Annotated in this window: 15 protein-coding genes; 8 read left to right on the forward strand and 7 right to left on the reverse strand. The window is 43.5% G+C overall.

Annotated features, from left to right (window positions below):
• Nucleotides 1–40: 40 nt before the first annotated feature.
• The 5 genes from EJ419_RS07590 to EJ419_RS07610 form a co-directional block, all read right to left on the reverse strand.
• Nucleotides 41–682 (reverse strand): heat shock protein transcriptional repressor HspR, encoded by a 642-nt coding sequence (locus EJ419_RS07590; RefSeq protein WP_131285200.1) that lies wholly within the window; start codon nucleotides 680–682, stop codon nucleotides 41–43.
• A 168-nt stretch (nucleotides 683–850) separates the two neighbouring features.
• The gene (locus EJ419_RS07595; RefSeq protein ID WP_131285202.1) at nucleotides 851–1,876 is read right to left on the reverse strand and encodes a DnaJ C-terminal domain-containing protein; all 1,026 of its coding nucleotides are present in this window, start codon (nucleotides 1,874–1,876) and stop codon (nucleotides 851–853) included.
• Nucleotides 1,877–1,962: 86 nt separating this feature from the next.
• A complete protein-coding gene (gene grpE, locus EJ419_RS07600; RefSeq protein ID WP_131285204.1) occupies nucleotides 1,963–2,622 on the reverse strand; it encodes a nucleotide exchange factor GrpE in 660 nt (219 codons plus the stop codon).
• 1 nt (nucleotide 2,623) lies between these two features.
• Nucleotides 2,624–4,486 (reverse strand): molecular chaperone DnaK, encoded by a 1,863-nt coding sequence (gene dnaK, locus EJ419_RS07605; protein WP_131285206.1) that lies wholly within the window; start codon nucleotides 4,484–4,486, stop codon nucleotides 2,624–2,626.
• Nucleotides 4,487–4,714: 228 nt separating this feature from the next.
• Nucleotides 4,715–5,383 carry a histidine phosphatase family protein gene (locus EJ419_RS07610; RefSeq protein WP_276320065.1) on the reverse strand — a complete coding sequence of 223 codons (669 nt, stop codon included), beginning with the start codon at nucleotides 5,381–5,383 and terminating at the stop codon, nucleotides 4,715–4,717.
• Between the two features lie 147 nt (nucleotides 5,384–5,530).
• On the opposite strand from EJ419_RS07610, the gene EJ419_RS07615 reads away from it, so the two are divergent.
• Together EJ419_RS07615 and EJ419_RS07620 are read left to right on the forward strand one after the other, a co-directional pair.
• The gene (locus tag EJ419_RS07615; protein ID WP_165496277.1) at nucleotides 5,531–5,974 is read left to right on the forward strand and encodes a DUF4235 domain-containing protein; all 444 of its coding nucleotides are present in this window, start codon (nucleotides 5,531–5,533) and stop codon (nucleotides 5,972–5,974) included.
• Between the two features lie 64 nt (nucleotides 5,975–6,038).
• Nucleotides 6,039–6,818, forward strand: a complete 780-nt coding sequence (locus EJ419_RS07620) for a nitroreductase family protein (RefSeq protein ID WP_131285212.1) — start codon at nucleotides 6,039–6,041, stop codon at nucleotides 6,816–6,818.
• Nucleotides 6,819–6,916: 98 nt separating this feature from the next.
• On the opposite strand, the gene EJ419_RS07625 is transcribed toward EJ419_RS07620, so the two are convergent.
• A complete protein-coding gene (locus EJ419_RS07625; protein WP_165496278.1) occupies nucleotides 6,917–7,207 on the reverse strand; it encodes a hypothetical protein in 291 nt (96 codons plus the stop codon).
• Between the two features lie 18 nt (nucleotides 7,208–7,225).
• Complete coding sequence (locus EJ419_RS07630) at nucleotides 7,226–8,164, reverse strand: aldo/keto reductase (protein WP_131285216.1); 939 nt, start codon at nucleotides 8,162–8,164, stop codon at nucleotides 7,226–7,228.
• A 202-nt stretch (nucleotides 8,165–8,366) separates the two neighbouring features.
• Between EJ419_RS07630 and EJ419_RS07635 the strand changes: the two genes are divergently transcribed.
• The 6 genes from EJ419_RS07635 to EJ419_RS07660 all read left to right on the forward strand — a co-directional run bounded on the left by EJ419_RS07635 (nucleotide 8,367) and on the right by EJ419_RS07660 (nucleotide 15,810).
• Nucleotides 8,367–9,287: a glycosyltransferase gene (locus EJ419_RS07635; protein WP_131285218.1), complete on the forward strand. Its 921-nt coding sequence runs from the start codon at nucleotides 8,367–8,369 to the stop codon at nucleotides 9,285–9,287.
• Between the two features lie 9 nt (nucleotides 9,288–9,296).
• Nucleotides 9,297–11,102, forward strand: coding sequence for an ArnT family glycosyltransferase (locus tag EJ419_RS07640; RefSeq protein WP_131285220.1), 1,806 nt, complete (start codon nucleotides 9,297–9,299; stop codon nucleotides 11,100–11,102).
• 27 nt (nucleotides 11,103–11,129) lie between these two features.
• Nucleotides 11,130–11,624, forward strand: a complete 495-nt coding sequence (locus EJ419_RS07645) for a hypothetical protein (RefSeq protein WP_131285222.1) — start codon at nucleotides 11,130–11,132, stop codon at nucleotides 11,622–11,624.
• Nucleotides 11,625–11,638: 14 nt separating this feature from the next.
• The gene (locus EJ419_RS07650; protein ID WP_131285224.1) at nucleotides 11,639–12,571 is read left to right on the forward strand and encodes a mannosyltransferase YkcB-related protein; all 933 of its coding nucleotides are present in this window, start codon (nucleotides 11,639–11,641) and stop codon (nucleotides 12,569–12,571) included.
• Nucleotides 12,572–12,669: 98 nt separating this feature from the next.
• Nucleotides 12,670–14,214 (forward strand): family 43 glycosylhydrolase, encoded by a 1,545-nt coding sequence (locus EJ419_RS07655; RefSeq protein ID WP_131285226.1) that lies wholly within the window; start codon nucleotides 12,670–12,672, stop codon nucleotides 14,212–14,214.
• A gap of 324 nt (nucleotides 14,215–14,538) precedes the next feature.
• Entirely contained in the window at nucleotides 14,539–15,810 is a 1,272-nt protein-coding gene (locus EJ419_RS07660; protein ID WP_131285228.1) for a hypothetical protein, read from the forward strand.
• The last annotated feature ends 113 nt before the right edge of the window (nucleotides 15,811–15,923 follow it).

Here is a 15,923-nt window from a genome sequence, read left to right on the forward strand (position 1 = left end):
CATCTTTTTATGCACACAAGTCCACCTAGATAAAATGCACTCATTGCGATAGATTATCGATGTCATCATCTTCACTCATCGGTAATTCAAGCAGTAGCGCTGCCGATGCGCCCCTTGGCAAGAATCGTCCTCGTGCGGGATGCACAGTTACCTCGGAATGTTCAGAATTTTCACTAGTTTCGCCGGACTCGTTCTCATCATAAATTCCAGCAGCACGAGCCATGGCGCGAGCGCGTTCATGATTTGATCGCAAAATTTCAACAACTTCACCATCCATCGCAGCAGTAAAGATACTAGCTCCTTCTGGTTGACGCAATCGTCTCACTTGTCTACGTAGCTGACGATTTTCTTCCATGAGCTGCAAAATGCGGATAACTCCCGATAAATTAATGGATTCATCTTGAATAAGATGTTGTGCAAGCATTAATCTATCAATATCACGCAGTGAGTATCGACGAGAACCACCATCAGTTCTTTGTGGCACAACCAATCCGAGACGGTCATACTGACGAAGAGTTTGAGGGTGAATTATGACAAGCTGTGCTGCTTGCGAGACATTGAAAATTGGCTGATCAACTCCAAAACCAGAAGCATCTGCACCATCAAGGTCGATTCGCCCCTCCACAATTGCCTGGGCGCATGCGATATACGCTTGTTTCGTCTGAGTATCTAACCTTGCCATACATCCATCCTATATAATGCTTACAACGTATATATCGCATACATATATACACTGCACTATACATCCACTGTTTTACTGTGCTAGGGACAAATTGTTACGTGAGGTATTCAGCTATTCACGCAGTCTTTGCACCTAGCACATTTTCTCTGCATGCCAGTAAGAGAGCTCCTAGGACTGGCGCTCTTGCGCTACTTGCTTTGCCAAGCTTTCACTCGCCTCATCAAATGCCTTAAGAGCTTCCTTTTGTTTAGCATTAAGTCTCTTAGGCATCACGATTGAGATACGAGCTATCATATCTCCCGATGCTTTAGCAGTCTTAATACCATGATTCTTTACGGTTATCTCAGTTCCAGAAGATGATCCTGCTGGAATCTTGATATCTACATCTTCGCCAAAATAATCCTTGACGGTTATCTTAGCGCCCGTAGCTGCTTCATACGCCGTAACTGGGACGATGCGAACGAGATTCTTCCCTTGAATTCTAAAGTTCTCGTCTGTACCAACGTGAACAGTAAGGAAAAGATCTCCTTGTGCTCCTCCAAAACGTCCCGGCTTTCCTTTTCCAGCTAAGCGAATTTTTTGGCCATCATTAATTCCTGCTGGAATCTTGGTTTTGAATGACTCTCCATTCACCTTGAGGGAAACCGTCGCACCTTTTACAGCCTTATCAAAGCTCAAGTTTACTGACGATTTTCTATCTTCGCCTTTAATCGGTTCAGGCTCAGGCTCATATGGGTTATTCGCCCCAAACCCAGAACGACGAGGCTGCTGGCTAAATCCGGCAGTTGCCCCATTCGCTCCATACCCTGCTTGAGCAAAGATATCATCGAGGTTGATTCCTCCAAAATTCATGGAGCTATATCCCCCACGACCACCAGCTGAGCCAAACATGGAACTGAAGATATCTTCATATGCTCCACCTCCGGCTGATGACCCTCCAGCAAATCGAGCGCCACCCGCTCCAAATGAACGAATAGCATCATATTTTTGACGCTGTTCTTTGTTACTGAGCACTTCATATGCTTCGGAAATATCCTTAAATTTCTTCTCAGCCTCAGCGTTACCCTGATTGGTATCAGGATGATATTTGCGAGCTAATTTTCTAAATGCCTTTGATATCTCTTTATCATCAGCATCTTTTGAGACTCCCAGCACCGCGTAGAAGTCTTTTCCAAGCCAATCTTGTTCAGCCATGACTCCTCCTCACTGGCTTTATATAAAGCTTTCTATGTACAATAATGGCGGCCGACTGAGCCGACCGCCATCCATGTATGAATTTATTATTCCTGTGGAACAGCTACTACAACACGGGCTGCGCGTATAACGCGATCGCCAATCTTATAGCCTGCCTCTACAACGGTGTCTACAGTTTCCTCGCTCACATCAGCATCAGGCTTTCGCAAGATACCTTCATGATGAGTTGGGTCAAATGCTTCTCCAGGAGTGCCGAATTTCTCTACTCCAAACTTTTCGAAAGTTTTATCAATCTTCGTGGCTACAGCAGCAAAGGAGTCATCCATCTCACTATTAGCTCGAATGCGATCAATATCATCTAAAGCTGGGAGCAATGCTGTAAGCACATCAACTATACCGTGTTCACGGTAGCGATCTTGCTCTTTTGCTGCACGATTTCTGAAGTTAACGAATGCTGCTCGTTCTCGTTGCAAAGCATCGAGATATTCCGCAGCTTCTGCTTTTGCTTTACCCAGTGGAGTTAAGCTATCTTCAGCGGCGTCAGAAGTTGATTCAGAAGCCTGCGAATCACTTTCTTGTACCTGCTCAGTTGCACGTTCCTCAGATTTATTCTGGTCGGATTCTTGAGTGGTAGAGTTTGCGGACTGCTCAGCTGCTTCAGTTTGCTCTGACTGAGCACTCTGGTCAGCAAGCTTATCCGCATCCTCCATGCCATTCAAGTAGTCTTCGGTATTGAATTCAGACATATTATTCCTTGTCGTCGTCCACTACTTCGGCATCAACTACATCATCATTGCCATCATTAGATCCTGCTGCCTGAGCACCTGCAGCACCAGCAGCATTCTGATCGCCCTGCTGTGAGTAGAGAGCTTCACCAATCTTCTGAGCAGATGTCATCAATTCGGACTGTGCAGTCTTAACAGCTTCGATGTCATCACCCTTCAAAGCTTCCTTCAAAGCATTTACCTTAGTTGTTACTTCGGAAGCAACTTCCTCAGAAAGCTTATCCTTATTATCAGAGACGAGCTTTTCAGTCTGATAAGCAAAAGCCTCAGCTTGGTTTCGAGTATCAACCTCTTCACGACGCTTCTTATCTTCAGCTTCGTGAGACTGTGCTTCCTTAACCATACGATCGATCTCATCTTGATCAAGACCAGAACCACCAGAGAGAGTTACAGACTGTTCTTTACCAGTTCCCTTATCCTTTGCGGATACGTGCACGATACCGTTAGCATCGATATCGAAAGTAACTTCAATCTGTGGTACTCCATGAGGAGCAGGAGCGATACCGCTGAGCTCGAAAGTACCCAAAGGCTTGTTATCACGTGCAAATTCACGCTCACCCTGGTATACCTGAATCAAAACGGAAGGCTGGTTATCCTCAGCAGTTGAGAATACTTCACTACGCTTTGTTGGGATAGCAGTGTTACGCTCGATGAGCTTTGTCATAATACCGCCTTTGGTCTCGATACCGAGGCTCAATGGGGTAACATCAATCAAGAGAACATCCTTACGGTCTCCCTTGATAACACCAGACTGAACTGCTGCACCGACTGCTACTACCTCATCTGGATTTACAGACTTGTTTGGTTCCTTACCACCTGTAAGCTCCTTTACAAGCTCCTGAACGGCTGGCATACGGGTAGAACCACCTACGAGCACAACGTGGTCAATCTGGGATACAGAGATACCCGAGTCAGCAAGCACTGCATTAAATGGCTTGCGGCAGCGATCAAGCAAGCCAGAAGTCATTTCCTCAAACTTTGCGCGAGTCAAAGTTTCATCGAGGTGTACAGGAGTTCCATCTGGTGCCATAGCCAAGTACTGCTGGGAAATCGTTGTAGACATAGAGGAGCTCAATTCCTTCTTTGCCTGCTCTGCAGCTTCCTTCAAACGACGCATCGCAATCTTATCCTTGGATACATCTACGCCGTAATTATTCTTTACTTCTCCGACAATCCAATCGATAATTGCCTGATCCCAATCATCACCACCAAGGCGATTATCACCATTTGTAGCCTGAACTTGAATGGTTGCGAAGCCATCCTCATCATCCTTACCGATTTCAAGGAGGGATACATCGAAAGTACCGCCACCCAAATCGAAGACGAGGATGCGTTCATCTTCCTTGCCCTTTTCCAAACCATAGGCTAGAGCTGCTGCTGTTGGTTCGTTGATGATACGAAGTACGTTCAAACCAGCAATAGTACCTGCATCCTTAGTTGCCTGACGCTGTGCATCGTTAAAGTATGCAGGGCAAGTGATTACTGCATCGGTTACTGGTTCGCCCAAGTATGCTTCTGCATCACGCTTGAGCTTCATCAAGATCTGTGCAGAAATCTCCTGTGGAGTCCATTCCTTACCATCGATATCTACTGTCCAATCGGTTCCCATATGACGCTTAACCGATGAGATAGTACGATCAACGTTTGTTACTGCCTGGCGCTTTGCTACTTCACCAACGATGATTTCGCCAGACTTGCTGAAAGCTACAACAGATGGAGTTGTACGTGAGCCTTCTGCATTCACGATAACGGTTGGCTGTCCGCCTTCCAAAGTTGCAATACAAGAATTTGTTGTACCTAAATCAATTCCTACTGCGCGACCCATAATATGTGTCCTTTCCAATTTTTCTTATCTACGTTCTTTTCAAGTTCTTAAAGTTGAGTACTTATTTATCAACTTTCTAAACTTGAGTCTACATCACTCAACTTTTATTTTGCAAATTTATTCCCGTTTTCTTCAAAAATTTTTAGAAAATAAAAAATTTCCGTTATTTCATCAGTGGAAACAACGGAAATTTTCTGGGTATTCAGCTGGTACATCGCATTCGAAACGTTACATATTCCAGTTTTCAATAACATGATCGCTGTGATGCCAGCCCAATACGCAGAATTTTGCAGTATCCAATTGGAAGCATCGCGCTTGATTAGGCTCTAATCCTAGCCATTGAGTTGTTAATATTCGCAAAATGTGCGCATGCGCTACGCACAGAACGTTCTTCCCTGATTCAAGACGAGGAAGAACATCCTCGATTACAGAACGAACTCTTTGTGCAGCCTGTTCACTCGATTCTCCCACTCCGGAATTAATTTCCACATCACCAAAGTCATCGATATGTTCTGACCGTTTACCTTGCAGCGATGATGGCAATTGCAACGGGCCAATATCCCAAATATTCCACGCATCAATACCAAGCGCTTCAGCCACTTCGAAGCGAGTTCTACCTTCCGCAGGACCGTAATCAAACTCACTGAGATTAAATTCTGTATTATAGCCTTCAAACCCTGCTAACTGCGCTGTCTTTTGAGCACGCATCAAAGGCGAAACGAACACATTCTCATTTTCTATTGCCAAACCACTACTCGCTAGTCTTTCTCCAGCTAATCGCGCTTGATTTTCACCTTCATGAGTAAGTGGGATATTTGTACGACCAGTATATTGGCCAGTTTCGCTCCACATCGTTTGCCCATGCCTAAGCAAAATAAGATGCCCTGGTCGCTGAATCGAATGAGACTTTACCTGTGCATCAAGGTTTTGAGAGGATGATGAGCTGTTAGCAGTGACATGTTCATTCATGCACTCAATACTAACAAAATTTTTCAATTTACATGAAATATGGTTGAAGTATGGATAGCATGCGATAATAATTCCATGACACATGAGTTATATTCAGATGAAATACATGAAGGTTTCTCCCACGACGAGACGCCCACAAGTGCTTCAGTAGCAAGAACTCGTGAACAGTTACGCTCAATCGACAGCAAGGTTAATTCTATGCGATCTCGAATTAAGAACGATCCCGATGATGCTTTTGACAAGCTCATCAAATTTGCCTTACCAACCATCGCAGGACTTATCATTGGAAAACTCACGGAATTCGCATGGAAAAGCGGAAAGAAACGTATCCTTGGAGATAAAGCTGTCGATGACGAAGGAAATGACCTAACTGATGGCATCATTGCTTCCATGATTTTTGCTGCACTATCAGCAGCCATCGGCTCGCTCGTTTCCAATCTAGCCGACCGCAGCTCAGCCGGCATAGTTAATTTGCGACATAAACGAGCCGCACGAAAAAGTGGAAAACACGCTCGTTAATTTATAGCGTTAATTCTTCTACTGAAATATTTATTCTTTAGCCATGCCTCATTACTATAGAGGTATGGCTATTATTCATAATCCGACTATTGACACACTGCTTAATCGACGAACCATCAGACAGTGGACTGATCAAGCTCTGAGCGCTGATGAAATTGAAACTATCGAAACAGCTGCACAACGCGCGGCAACCAGCCAATTTCTTAACGCATGGTCAGCAATTCGTATTACAGACAAGGATATCGCTCTTAAACTTGCATCCATCGGAAATCAACCATATGTAGCTCAAGCTGGCGCGCTCTATATATTTATCATCGACAACCATCGCAATGTTCGTATCGCACGCGAAGCAGGAATTGACGACGCAGATATGACTTTTGATTCCGACTACACATTTACTCAGGGGCAAAACGATGCTGTTCTCGCGCTTCACGCCATGGAGACAGCAGCAGAGTCCTTAGGCCTCGGGACTGTTATTTTAGGATGCATCCTCAATGACTCCCGGGCGGTCATCGACACGCTTCACTTACCGGAATATACTGTCCCTGTACTGGGCCTAGCAATTGGTCACCCGGCTCAAGAGCCAACTTTAAAACCTCGTATGCCTCGCGAATTACAATTCTTTAACAATGTGTATCCGGATGATTCAACCACACCAAATATTACCGAAGCCTTAGCAGATTTTGATAATGCAGTTAGCCACTATTACGATTTGCGTTTCCCTGATCAACCTGTTCATGCTTTTACCGAGCAAGTAGTAGCTCAATCAACAGACACTGCACGCTTAAAGAAATCCTTCGGCAAACCAGCACGAGCACAAGGATTTACTGGACGAAGTTTCTAAATCCGACGAACATATAAACGCACGTGATGTCCTGATTCTATGACGATCCAGGACATCACTTTTAAACCATATGCAGAAACGAAGCCGAACCTACCCATTTAGTGCTTACGCGGCTTAAAACCCTTCTTTCGAGAAAGAATTGGTTTGCCACCCCACGAAGAACGTCCAGACGAGCGATTCTCCCGCCCATTTCGAGGCTCTAATCCTAATGATTGATGAATCGGAGGCGTGCTCGTTAAATGCCACGTTTGACAGTATTCACACACATACACCCATAATTGCACGCCTCGTTCAGCATAACTATTTCGAGCAGCTGTTTGAGCTTGCTCTTTAGTCTTATACATTATTTTATGCGTAGAAGTGCATCGTCTAGGCGTGAAATTATACATGTCCTCTATGGTAATGAGTTATGGCAACATATTTCCTGCGGCTGCATACAACTGATACCACTCATCATGTGTGAGAACGACATCCGCCCCACTCGCAAACTCTGCAATACGCCCAGAATTCATAGTACCGATAATAACTTGCATTGTGCTAGGATGACGCAAAAGCCATGCCGCAGCAACCGCATTTTTACTAACACCGTACTTACTGCCGAGCTCATCAAGTACGCGATTAAGTTCAGCATATTCGGGATCATCTATAAAAACTCCGCCAAAGAAGCCTTTTTGTACTGGACTCCACGCCTGAATCGTCATATGACGCAAACGAGAATAATCCATTAATCCCCCGTCGTAGTCTAATGAACGAGAATCTTTCATATTAGTAAAGAGTGTTTGATCAACCATTCCCGTATGAGCTAAACTCATCTGTAGCTGATTAATATGCAGCTTTTCGTCGATATTATTTTGCAAAAATTCGACTTGCCATGATGACATATTGCTCACGCCAAAATAACGTACTTTCCCAGATTCTTTCAGCAATGCAAATGCCTCGTTAACCTCATCAGGTTCCATCAAAGTATCGGGACGATGTAAGAGAAGAAAGTCAACGTAATCTGTCTGAAGATTTTGCAATTCAAAATCAACTCTGTCAAGAATACGCTTTTTAGAAAAATCGTACCGAGTGATTTTCCCAGTTTCTTTGCTCGTCACAATTCCAACCTTTGTTTGAACATAAATTGACGAACGATCTACAGACAAGTCTTGCAAAGATTGTCCTAATTTTCGTGAGCTTTCTCCGTCCGTATATACATCAGCAGTATCAAAGAAGTTAATTCCTGATTCAAGAGCAGCGCTTACTACTTGAGCAGATTCTTCTCTGGTCTTATCCGCCATGCGCATGACGCCTTGTGCAATTGCCGAGGCTTTAATATCTGTTGTTCCTACTGGTATATATTTCATAGCATTATCCTCTCTGATGAGCTTGTATCTCTACTATACATAATTTCTAGGCTGGTTGTGAACGTTCGCGCACTCTCATTTTCAGGAAATTCTCATTCTTAATCCAGAAATTTTTGCATCAATTACGAGTTAATCCGAACTTCATCCGAGGGTTATTTCAAGCTCGCACGTGTGAAATGTAATTATCACGAAAGGAGCGAACATGATATCTACGCGAGTCATCAGTGACTACACATCACATATCAGCGATGTGATAGGAACTGTCGATAACGTCGATGTGGAATTCGTTATCCCCGTTTATAACGAGGAAAAGGATTTAGCACGAGCAGTGACGACACTCAGCAATTATTTGTTAGGTCTTCGCGATGAATTTGGAACAACTCTATCCTCTATTCAGAAAGCAGATTTTTCATGGCGTATCGTCATCGCCGATAATGCAAGCACTGATCCGACATGGGATATTGCATGCGAGCTAGTTCAATCTCATGCTCAGCATGTACGAGCAATTCGAATCGACAGAAAAGGTCGCGGTTTTGCACTCAAAACAGCGTGGCTCACTTCACACGCACGTGTTCTATCCTATATGGATGTTGACTTGTCAACTGGACTAGAGCATATCAATGATTTAGTCATTCCATTACGTGATGGATATAGTGACATTGCCATTGGTTCACGTCTCATGAAGAACTCGCAGACTACCAGATCAGCGAAGCGCGAATTCATCTCGAGAACATATAATAAGCTTCTCAAACTGTATTCTGGAGCACTCTTTAGTGATGCTCAATGCGGTTTTAAAGCTATACGCGCTGACGTATTCATGTCCATGTATGAGCAGCTACAAGATGACGAGTGGTTCTTTGACACTGAGATGTTGCTAGTAGCGCAATATAGAGGTTATAGACTCAATCAAATACCTGTTCGCTGGATTGAAGATGAGCATACCTCAGTCCATATCGTAGACACGATTATTAAAGATTTACGTGGAATGATCCGTGTCAAACATTGCCTAGGTCGCGGCTTCACGGGAATGCTTAAAACGCGAGCGCGCTCCATCGAAAAAAATCGTGAACCAATCTTTAGAGGCAGCCTTATGCCAATCCATCTTCTTACTATCGCAGCGTAAAGGATAATTATGGTTTCCCTTACTTCAGCGCACACGACTAGCGCTACAGGCATATCTCATGTCTTTCGAAAACGTTCGTCTACTCAATCAAAGAGGCAGTACACAAATCGTTATGTACTCCCAGCTAGAAAACGTAACGATATCATTGCCGTGAGCTTACTCATGATTACTGCATGTGCTGTTTTCTTCATCAATCTGACAGCATCGGGATATGCAAACGAATTTTATTCCGCAGCAGCACAAGCTGGATCAAAAAATTGGTGGGCTTTCCTATGGGGATCATCTGATTCCGGAAATGCAATTACTGTAGATAAGCCACCTGCATCTATCTGGCTCATGGCGTTATCCGTACGTATTTTTGGTTTGAATTCTTTTGCAATTCTGTTTCCACAGGCTTTGCTTGGAGTAGCAACTACATATCTTATTTACACGATAACACGTCGTTATTGGGGAAATTGGACAGGAATTATCGCAGGAATTTTCTTCATAACAACTCCTGTTGCAGCTCTTATGTTCCGCTTCAATAACCCTGATGCGCTACTTGTTTTCCTCGAAGTCGCTGCTGTAGGCGCAGCTCTACGCGCTCTTGAACATGATACAAGTCGTTTAGGCAATCTTCGCAGGACAGGTTGGATGGCTCTTGCTGGAGTGGCAGTAGGTTTTGGTTTCTTAACTAAACAGCTGCAGGTGATGCTCATTCTCCCTGGAATTGCACTCGCTTTCCTTATTGCTTCACCGACTAAATTCCGGCGTCGTATAGTTGATGGTCTCGTAGCCATCATTGCTATGACTATCAGTGCTGGCTGGTGGGTTCTTCTCACAGTCATCGTTCCTGAAGATATGCGCCCATATATCGGAGGATCTCAAAACAACTCGTTTATCGAACTCACCTTTGGATACAACGGGTTGGGACGAATTACCGGCGACGAAACAGGCTCGGTAGTTCCTGGAGCAAGTTCATCTAAATCCCAAGGCGGAATGTGGGGAGAAACCGGTTGGAACCGCTTATTTACAAGCGAGTTTAATAGTCAAATTACTTGGCTTTTCTTTGCTGCAATAATCGGTCTCATTGTTGCTCTCACTGTGGCAGGTTTAAAGAACCGAGAAGACATACGCCGCGCATCGGCAATTATGTTTGGCGGATGGCTCATAGTGACATGGCTTATTTTCAGCTTCATGTCTGGAATCTTCCACGCATACTACACTGTCGCTCTTTCACCAGCACTCGCTATTCTTGCCGCTGTCGGAATTGCTCTTCTATGGTCAAAACGAAATACTGCATGGGCACCAGCTATCGCAGCCATATCGACACTGAGCACTGGATTATGGTCATTCTTTATGATCAATCAGACAAGTGGATATACAGCATTAGGGTACGCAGTTCTTATTAGTGCAGTACTTGCAGCCGGAATCTTTGTATGGAATTCCATACAGCATCTTGATAGTGTTCCACGTGAAACCTCTACGACGCAGATTCTACGAATTGGAGCAATCGTTTGTGCTTCTTTCGCCTTGCTAGCAGGACCAGTTGCATGGACTGTAGCTACCATCTCCACCGGTCATCAAGGATCCATCGTAACTGCTGGACCAAATTCTATGGGCGGCCCAGGCGGTCAGGGCGGCCCTGGTGGTCAGGGTGGTCCTGGTGGTGGAGCTGGCGGACCGGGAGGCGCCCCTGGTAGCTCAGGAGGCAGTACGAACAATACTTCTTCCTCACAAGATTCAGCTGATACCACAACAGGATCTACTAATAATACTGGGACGAGCAATTCAAATTCTCAACAAACTGACTCATCCACAAATACCAACAATTAATCAATAATCACTCATTAAGGAGTTATCATGACAAACACTAACGAAACTAATCCAACAAATGCATACAACGATTTTGCGCAGGATATGCACACTACTGCTATTCCTGCTGTAGAGCAACCGTCTCCTACTACACCAAATCCAGCAGGAAGTTCGAATCTCGCGGATACTGCTGCTTCTGTTAATCGTAAAAAGACGATTCTGCATGTAGCTTCCGGTTTCATCGCAGCAGCTATTCTTATTACGCCAACTACATGGATGATTGCTTCTCAAGCAGCACAAAACTCTACACCTGGAATGTCTCAGATGGGTCAACCAGGTCAGGGTGGCGCCCCTGGTGGTCCAGGAAATTCGAACGGACAGATGAGCCAAAACATGCCAAACGGTCAAAATGATACTGCAGATAGTAACTCTCAGTCCCCGAATGATACTAACCAGACCGCTCCAGAGACAAGTGGAACGAATTCCGATAATGGGCAATCTGACAATACGCAATCCGACAATGCACAATCTGCAACAAACTAATGTGTGAGGAAAAAATGACAGCACAAACAACAACAAACCATATCGTACGCGATTTGGCTATAGGTGTAGCATCAGCTGCCCTACTAATCACACCTACTGTGTGGACGGTTGCGTATGCATCTCAAAGCAACTCTTCGTCGCAGAATTCCTCACAGTTCGCAGGACAACAACCGGGTCAGCAGGGCGGATCAATGAATGGGAATCAGCAAGGATCTGGAAACGGTTCTATGCAAGCTGGCCCTAATTCACAGTCAGCCCCTGGAGGTAAATCTTCACCTGATATGCAAGGAATGCCTGGCATACAGGGCAATAATGGCCCAGGAAACAGCGGAAACGGTGCTCCAGGAAATCAGCAAGGCAACTCCCCTAACAACAATTTCACAATGCCGAGCGCCCCTAACCAGCAGGGACAGGGAGCACAAAATTTCCAATCATCTGATGCAGGACAATCTAATGGACAAACATCCGATAACTCATCAGGCTCGAACGATTCTTCCAATTCGTCATCCTCTCAACAAAACACTATGCAAGCCCCTCCATCCGGAGGTATGGGAAGTGGACTAACCGGCGGTGGTGGAGCTTCATCGAATACAGAGCTCATCGCTCTCTTGCAAAAGAATGCATCATCCTATCGCTGGGTTGCTGCAACCACAGGTTCTCAAAATGCAGCTTCGTATCAGCTCGCAAGTGATGAACCAATAATGGCAATTGGTGGATTTAACGGAACCGATGATTATCCTACTCTGGCGCAATTCAAGGAATACGTCAAGAAAAGACTCATCCACTATTACATTTCTGGCGGAAATATGGGTGGCGGTCAGATGGGCGGCTCATCAGCAGCAACTGAAATTGCACAGTGGATAGCAAGTAACTTCACTGCTAAAACAGTTGGTAATACAACCATTTATGATCTAACTGAAAGTACTTCTACTACCACAAATAACTAAATCATTTATAATACAAAGATGGGTGGAGAACTCCTCAACGAGTCCTCCACCCATCTTTGTCGTGTTTCTACCTGGAATATTGCATTATTATAAGTACCATGTCCTCACATTCTCACACAGCAAGCGCATTATCACTAGCGTTGAATCCCTTTCTCCCTCAAGGTGAATACATCCCAGACGCTGAACCCTATGTTTTCGATAATCGTGTCTATATTTACGGCTCGCACGATCGTTTTGGCGCGCCAATTTTCTGTGTAGATGATTATGTCACGTGGTCTGCGCCCATAGATGACCTAGGAAAATGGAGATATGAAGGTATCATCTATCGGAAGAATCAAGATCCGAAAAATAAGTTAGGTTTGCGTTTACTTTTTGCTCCTGATGTATGCATAGGACCTGACGGTCGTTACTATCTCTATTATGCTTTCGATTTTATGGGAATAATGGGAGTTGCTGTAGCTGATACCCCTCGCGGCCCATTTGAATTTTATGGACATGTTCATCATCCAGACGGCACACTATGGGGTCGAAAGGAGGGAGATTCTTTCCCTTTTGACCCAGCCATTTTTGTCGACGATGACGAACGTGTCTATCTTTATTCTGGCTTTTATACTTCTGTACCATCAATTTCGACCGGCGGTAAGAAGCTGAGTAATGATGGTGGCATAGTACTCGAGCTTGAAAAAGATATGCTCACAATTAAAACTCCCGAGAAGCTCCTATTCCCAAAGCAAGGTCCGGGCTCATTTGAAGGTCACGAATTCTTTGAAGCAAGTTCAATGAGAAAAATTGATGATACATATTATTTCATATATTCTTCCCGACACAATCATGAACTTTGCTACGCAACGAGCTCCTCACCGACGGGAAAATTTACTTTCCAAGGGACATTAATAAGCATTGCAGATATCGGCATCAATGGAATTGATGATGAGCAGCGTGCAAATAATTTTGTTGGTAATACACACGGCAGCTTGCTTGAGGTTGACGACAAATTCTATATTTTCTATCATCGGCAAACAAATACAAGCTCATACGCACGTCAAGCATGTGCCCAAAGAATTAAATATTCGCATGGAAAATTCGAACAAGCAGAACTCACTAGCTGCGGTTTGAGTCCTATCCCTTTGCCCGCTACTGGTACTTATCCTGCGTATATCGCCTGCAATTTGTGGGGTAAAAATCATCGAACTGGACGCTATGATACTTCTGAGAAGAAAGAATTACGTCGGCTTTGTCCCTTCATTACGCAAGAAAGAAATACTGATCATCAATATATTGCTAATATGCGCGATGGGTCAGTTATGGGATTCAAATATTTCGATGCTGATTCTTTTGCCAATATTGAGTCTATTGGTGTAACAATACGTCAAAATGGTCGTCATCACACTGAATCTCAAGGGAAAATTATTCTGGCGGTATCTCAATCATTTAAAGTAGATAGCATCATAGGAACTATCGAGTTGTCTGAATTATCGACAGATTGGCACACATATGATATCGCATCTGATAAGTTACGACTCAATAAGCCAATCTCGCAATATAAGCAACCATACAATAATACAAGTGTTGGATGCGTGCCGCTGTACGTAATGTATACAGGTGAAGGAGCGATTGATTGTGACAGCGTATGCTTTGATTAAATACATTCAACGATATTTGACCGAAGCTCACCTCTAGCTCTTCACATTCATCATGTTAATTTTTACTGTATACGTCGGTTTTGTATAACTATTCGCGAAGCAGTACAATATAAGAAATTAACTATTAAAGTCGATGGTTAATTAATCAAAGAGGATTGAGGGAAAATGCTGTACTCACGTATTAATAAAGGTAAAGCATACTTATTATGCATTACGTATCGTATGGCCGTGGGATTTACGCAATTCCAGCAAAGCCACTACATATAAAACACTCTGGGGATCAACTCTGCAACCAGGTGAGTGAATTCAATACTGGAGTAAATCATGCTAGAGCATACTAATCACAAGCATACTCATCATGCGAAATTGAGGAATCCCCTATATCAAAATATAGTTTCTATTCTTTTGATACCATTTATCATTTTGAATGTAGGCGCTTGCTCATCATCAATTTCATCCCCTGCTGATGTGAGTATAGATAAGTATGTTCTAGCAATATCTCTATACCCTACCATGCAGGAGCTTGATGCCAAAGATAGCTATGTTCTTTTACTTGCTGAAGATGGCACATATCAAAAAGTTAGTGTCGGACCGGTTTTTTCCCACATGACTCTATGGGGAGACGATGGTCTCTATGTTCCTGGTTTTGATAAAAACCTTTATTTCTCACGAGGTTCAAGTTCAGCAATAGCTAGCAGTAGTATGCACGATAATAAGCACGAATATGTACTTTCGCATGTTCTGTTTAATTATAAAGGTAACCCTCTTTATATTGAAGACTTAGGTTTTAGTGCTACTCAACACAATTCTATCGTTATGGAAGATCCTGTCCTTCACCATTCACGTCAATATGAGGGAGAAGTTCCATATATTGTTTCAAGCTGTCCAAGCGGATTATACGGCATTTGGGAAAACACGGCATATCAAGAAAATGACGACGGTGAAGTTATTTCAAGACTATACGACTATGTTAATTTCCAGAAATCAGAAGTGGATGTACAAATATCAAAGAAGAGATTTACGACTACGGACGATCCTAAATATTTATCTATAGAAGGCAATTCAAATGGCGTACCATGTGTTAATAACGTAATAACTTTCTTAGAAAGCGACCGCCTTGATTATCATATTACACTTCGAATAGTTAAGTGGGATACGCAAGGAAAAACTCTAGAATACACTAATGTGAAAGATGTTCATGGAAATTCCATGAACGAGCAGTCAGAGATGCGAGTATTCTATGACAATAAATCCTTACGAGGAGATACCTTTACGTATTTCAATCCAACTATAGGCATTATTCATCAAATAGATACTACGACAGGAAATGAACAAAGACGAGTTGAAGTAGGAAACTCTGACTGTATACATAATAGCAAGTGCGGAACTTATTTATTTGGTCAAAATAATGAACGAATCATTATCATTACATATGGGATGAATCTCGGGACAAAGGCTAAGATACACATTTACGATGCAGAAACTTTAAAGAAGATAAAGGAAGTACCAGTTTCGATGAAACTTGCAAGAGAGTTATCTGGTGGAAGTGACGTGGGACCGACATCACAAATATCTGTAGACCCACAGTTCAGATAAATTTAGGCGTAAATCAACAATAAAAAAATGGGTGGTCACTGTTGTGACCACCCTTGAAGTGTTAGTGTGGCGGCGTGTTACTCTCCCACACCCTATCGAGTGCAGTACCATCA

It is taken from the genome of Alloscardovia theropitheci (genome assembly GCF_004332295.1).
GTDB lineage: Bacteria > Actinomycetota > Actinomycetes > Actinomycetales > Bifidobacteriaceae > Alloscardovia > Alloscardovia theropitheci.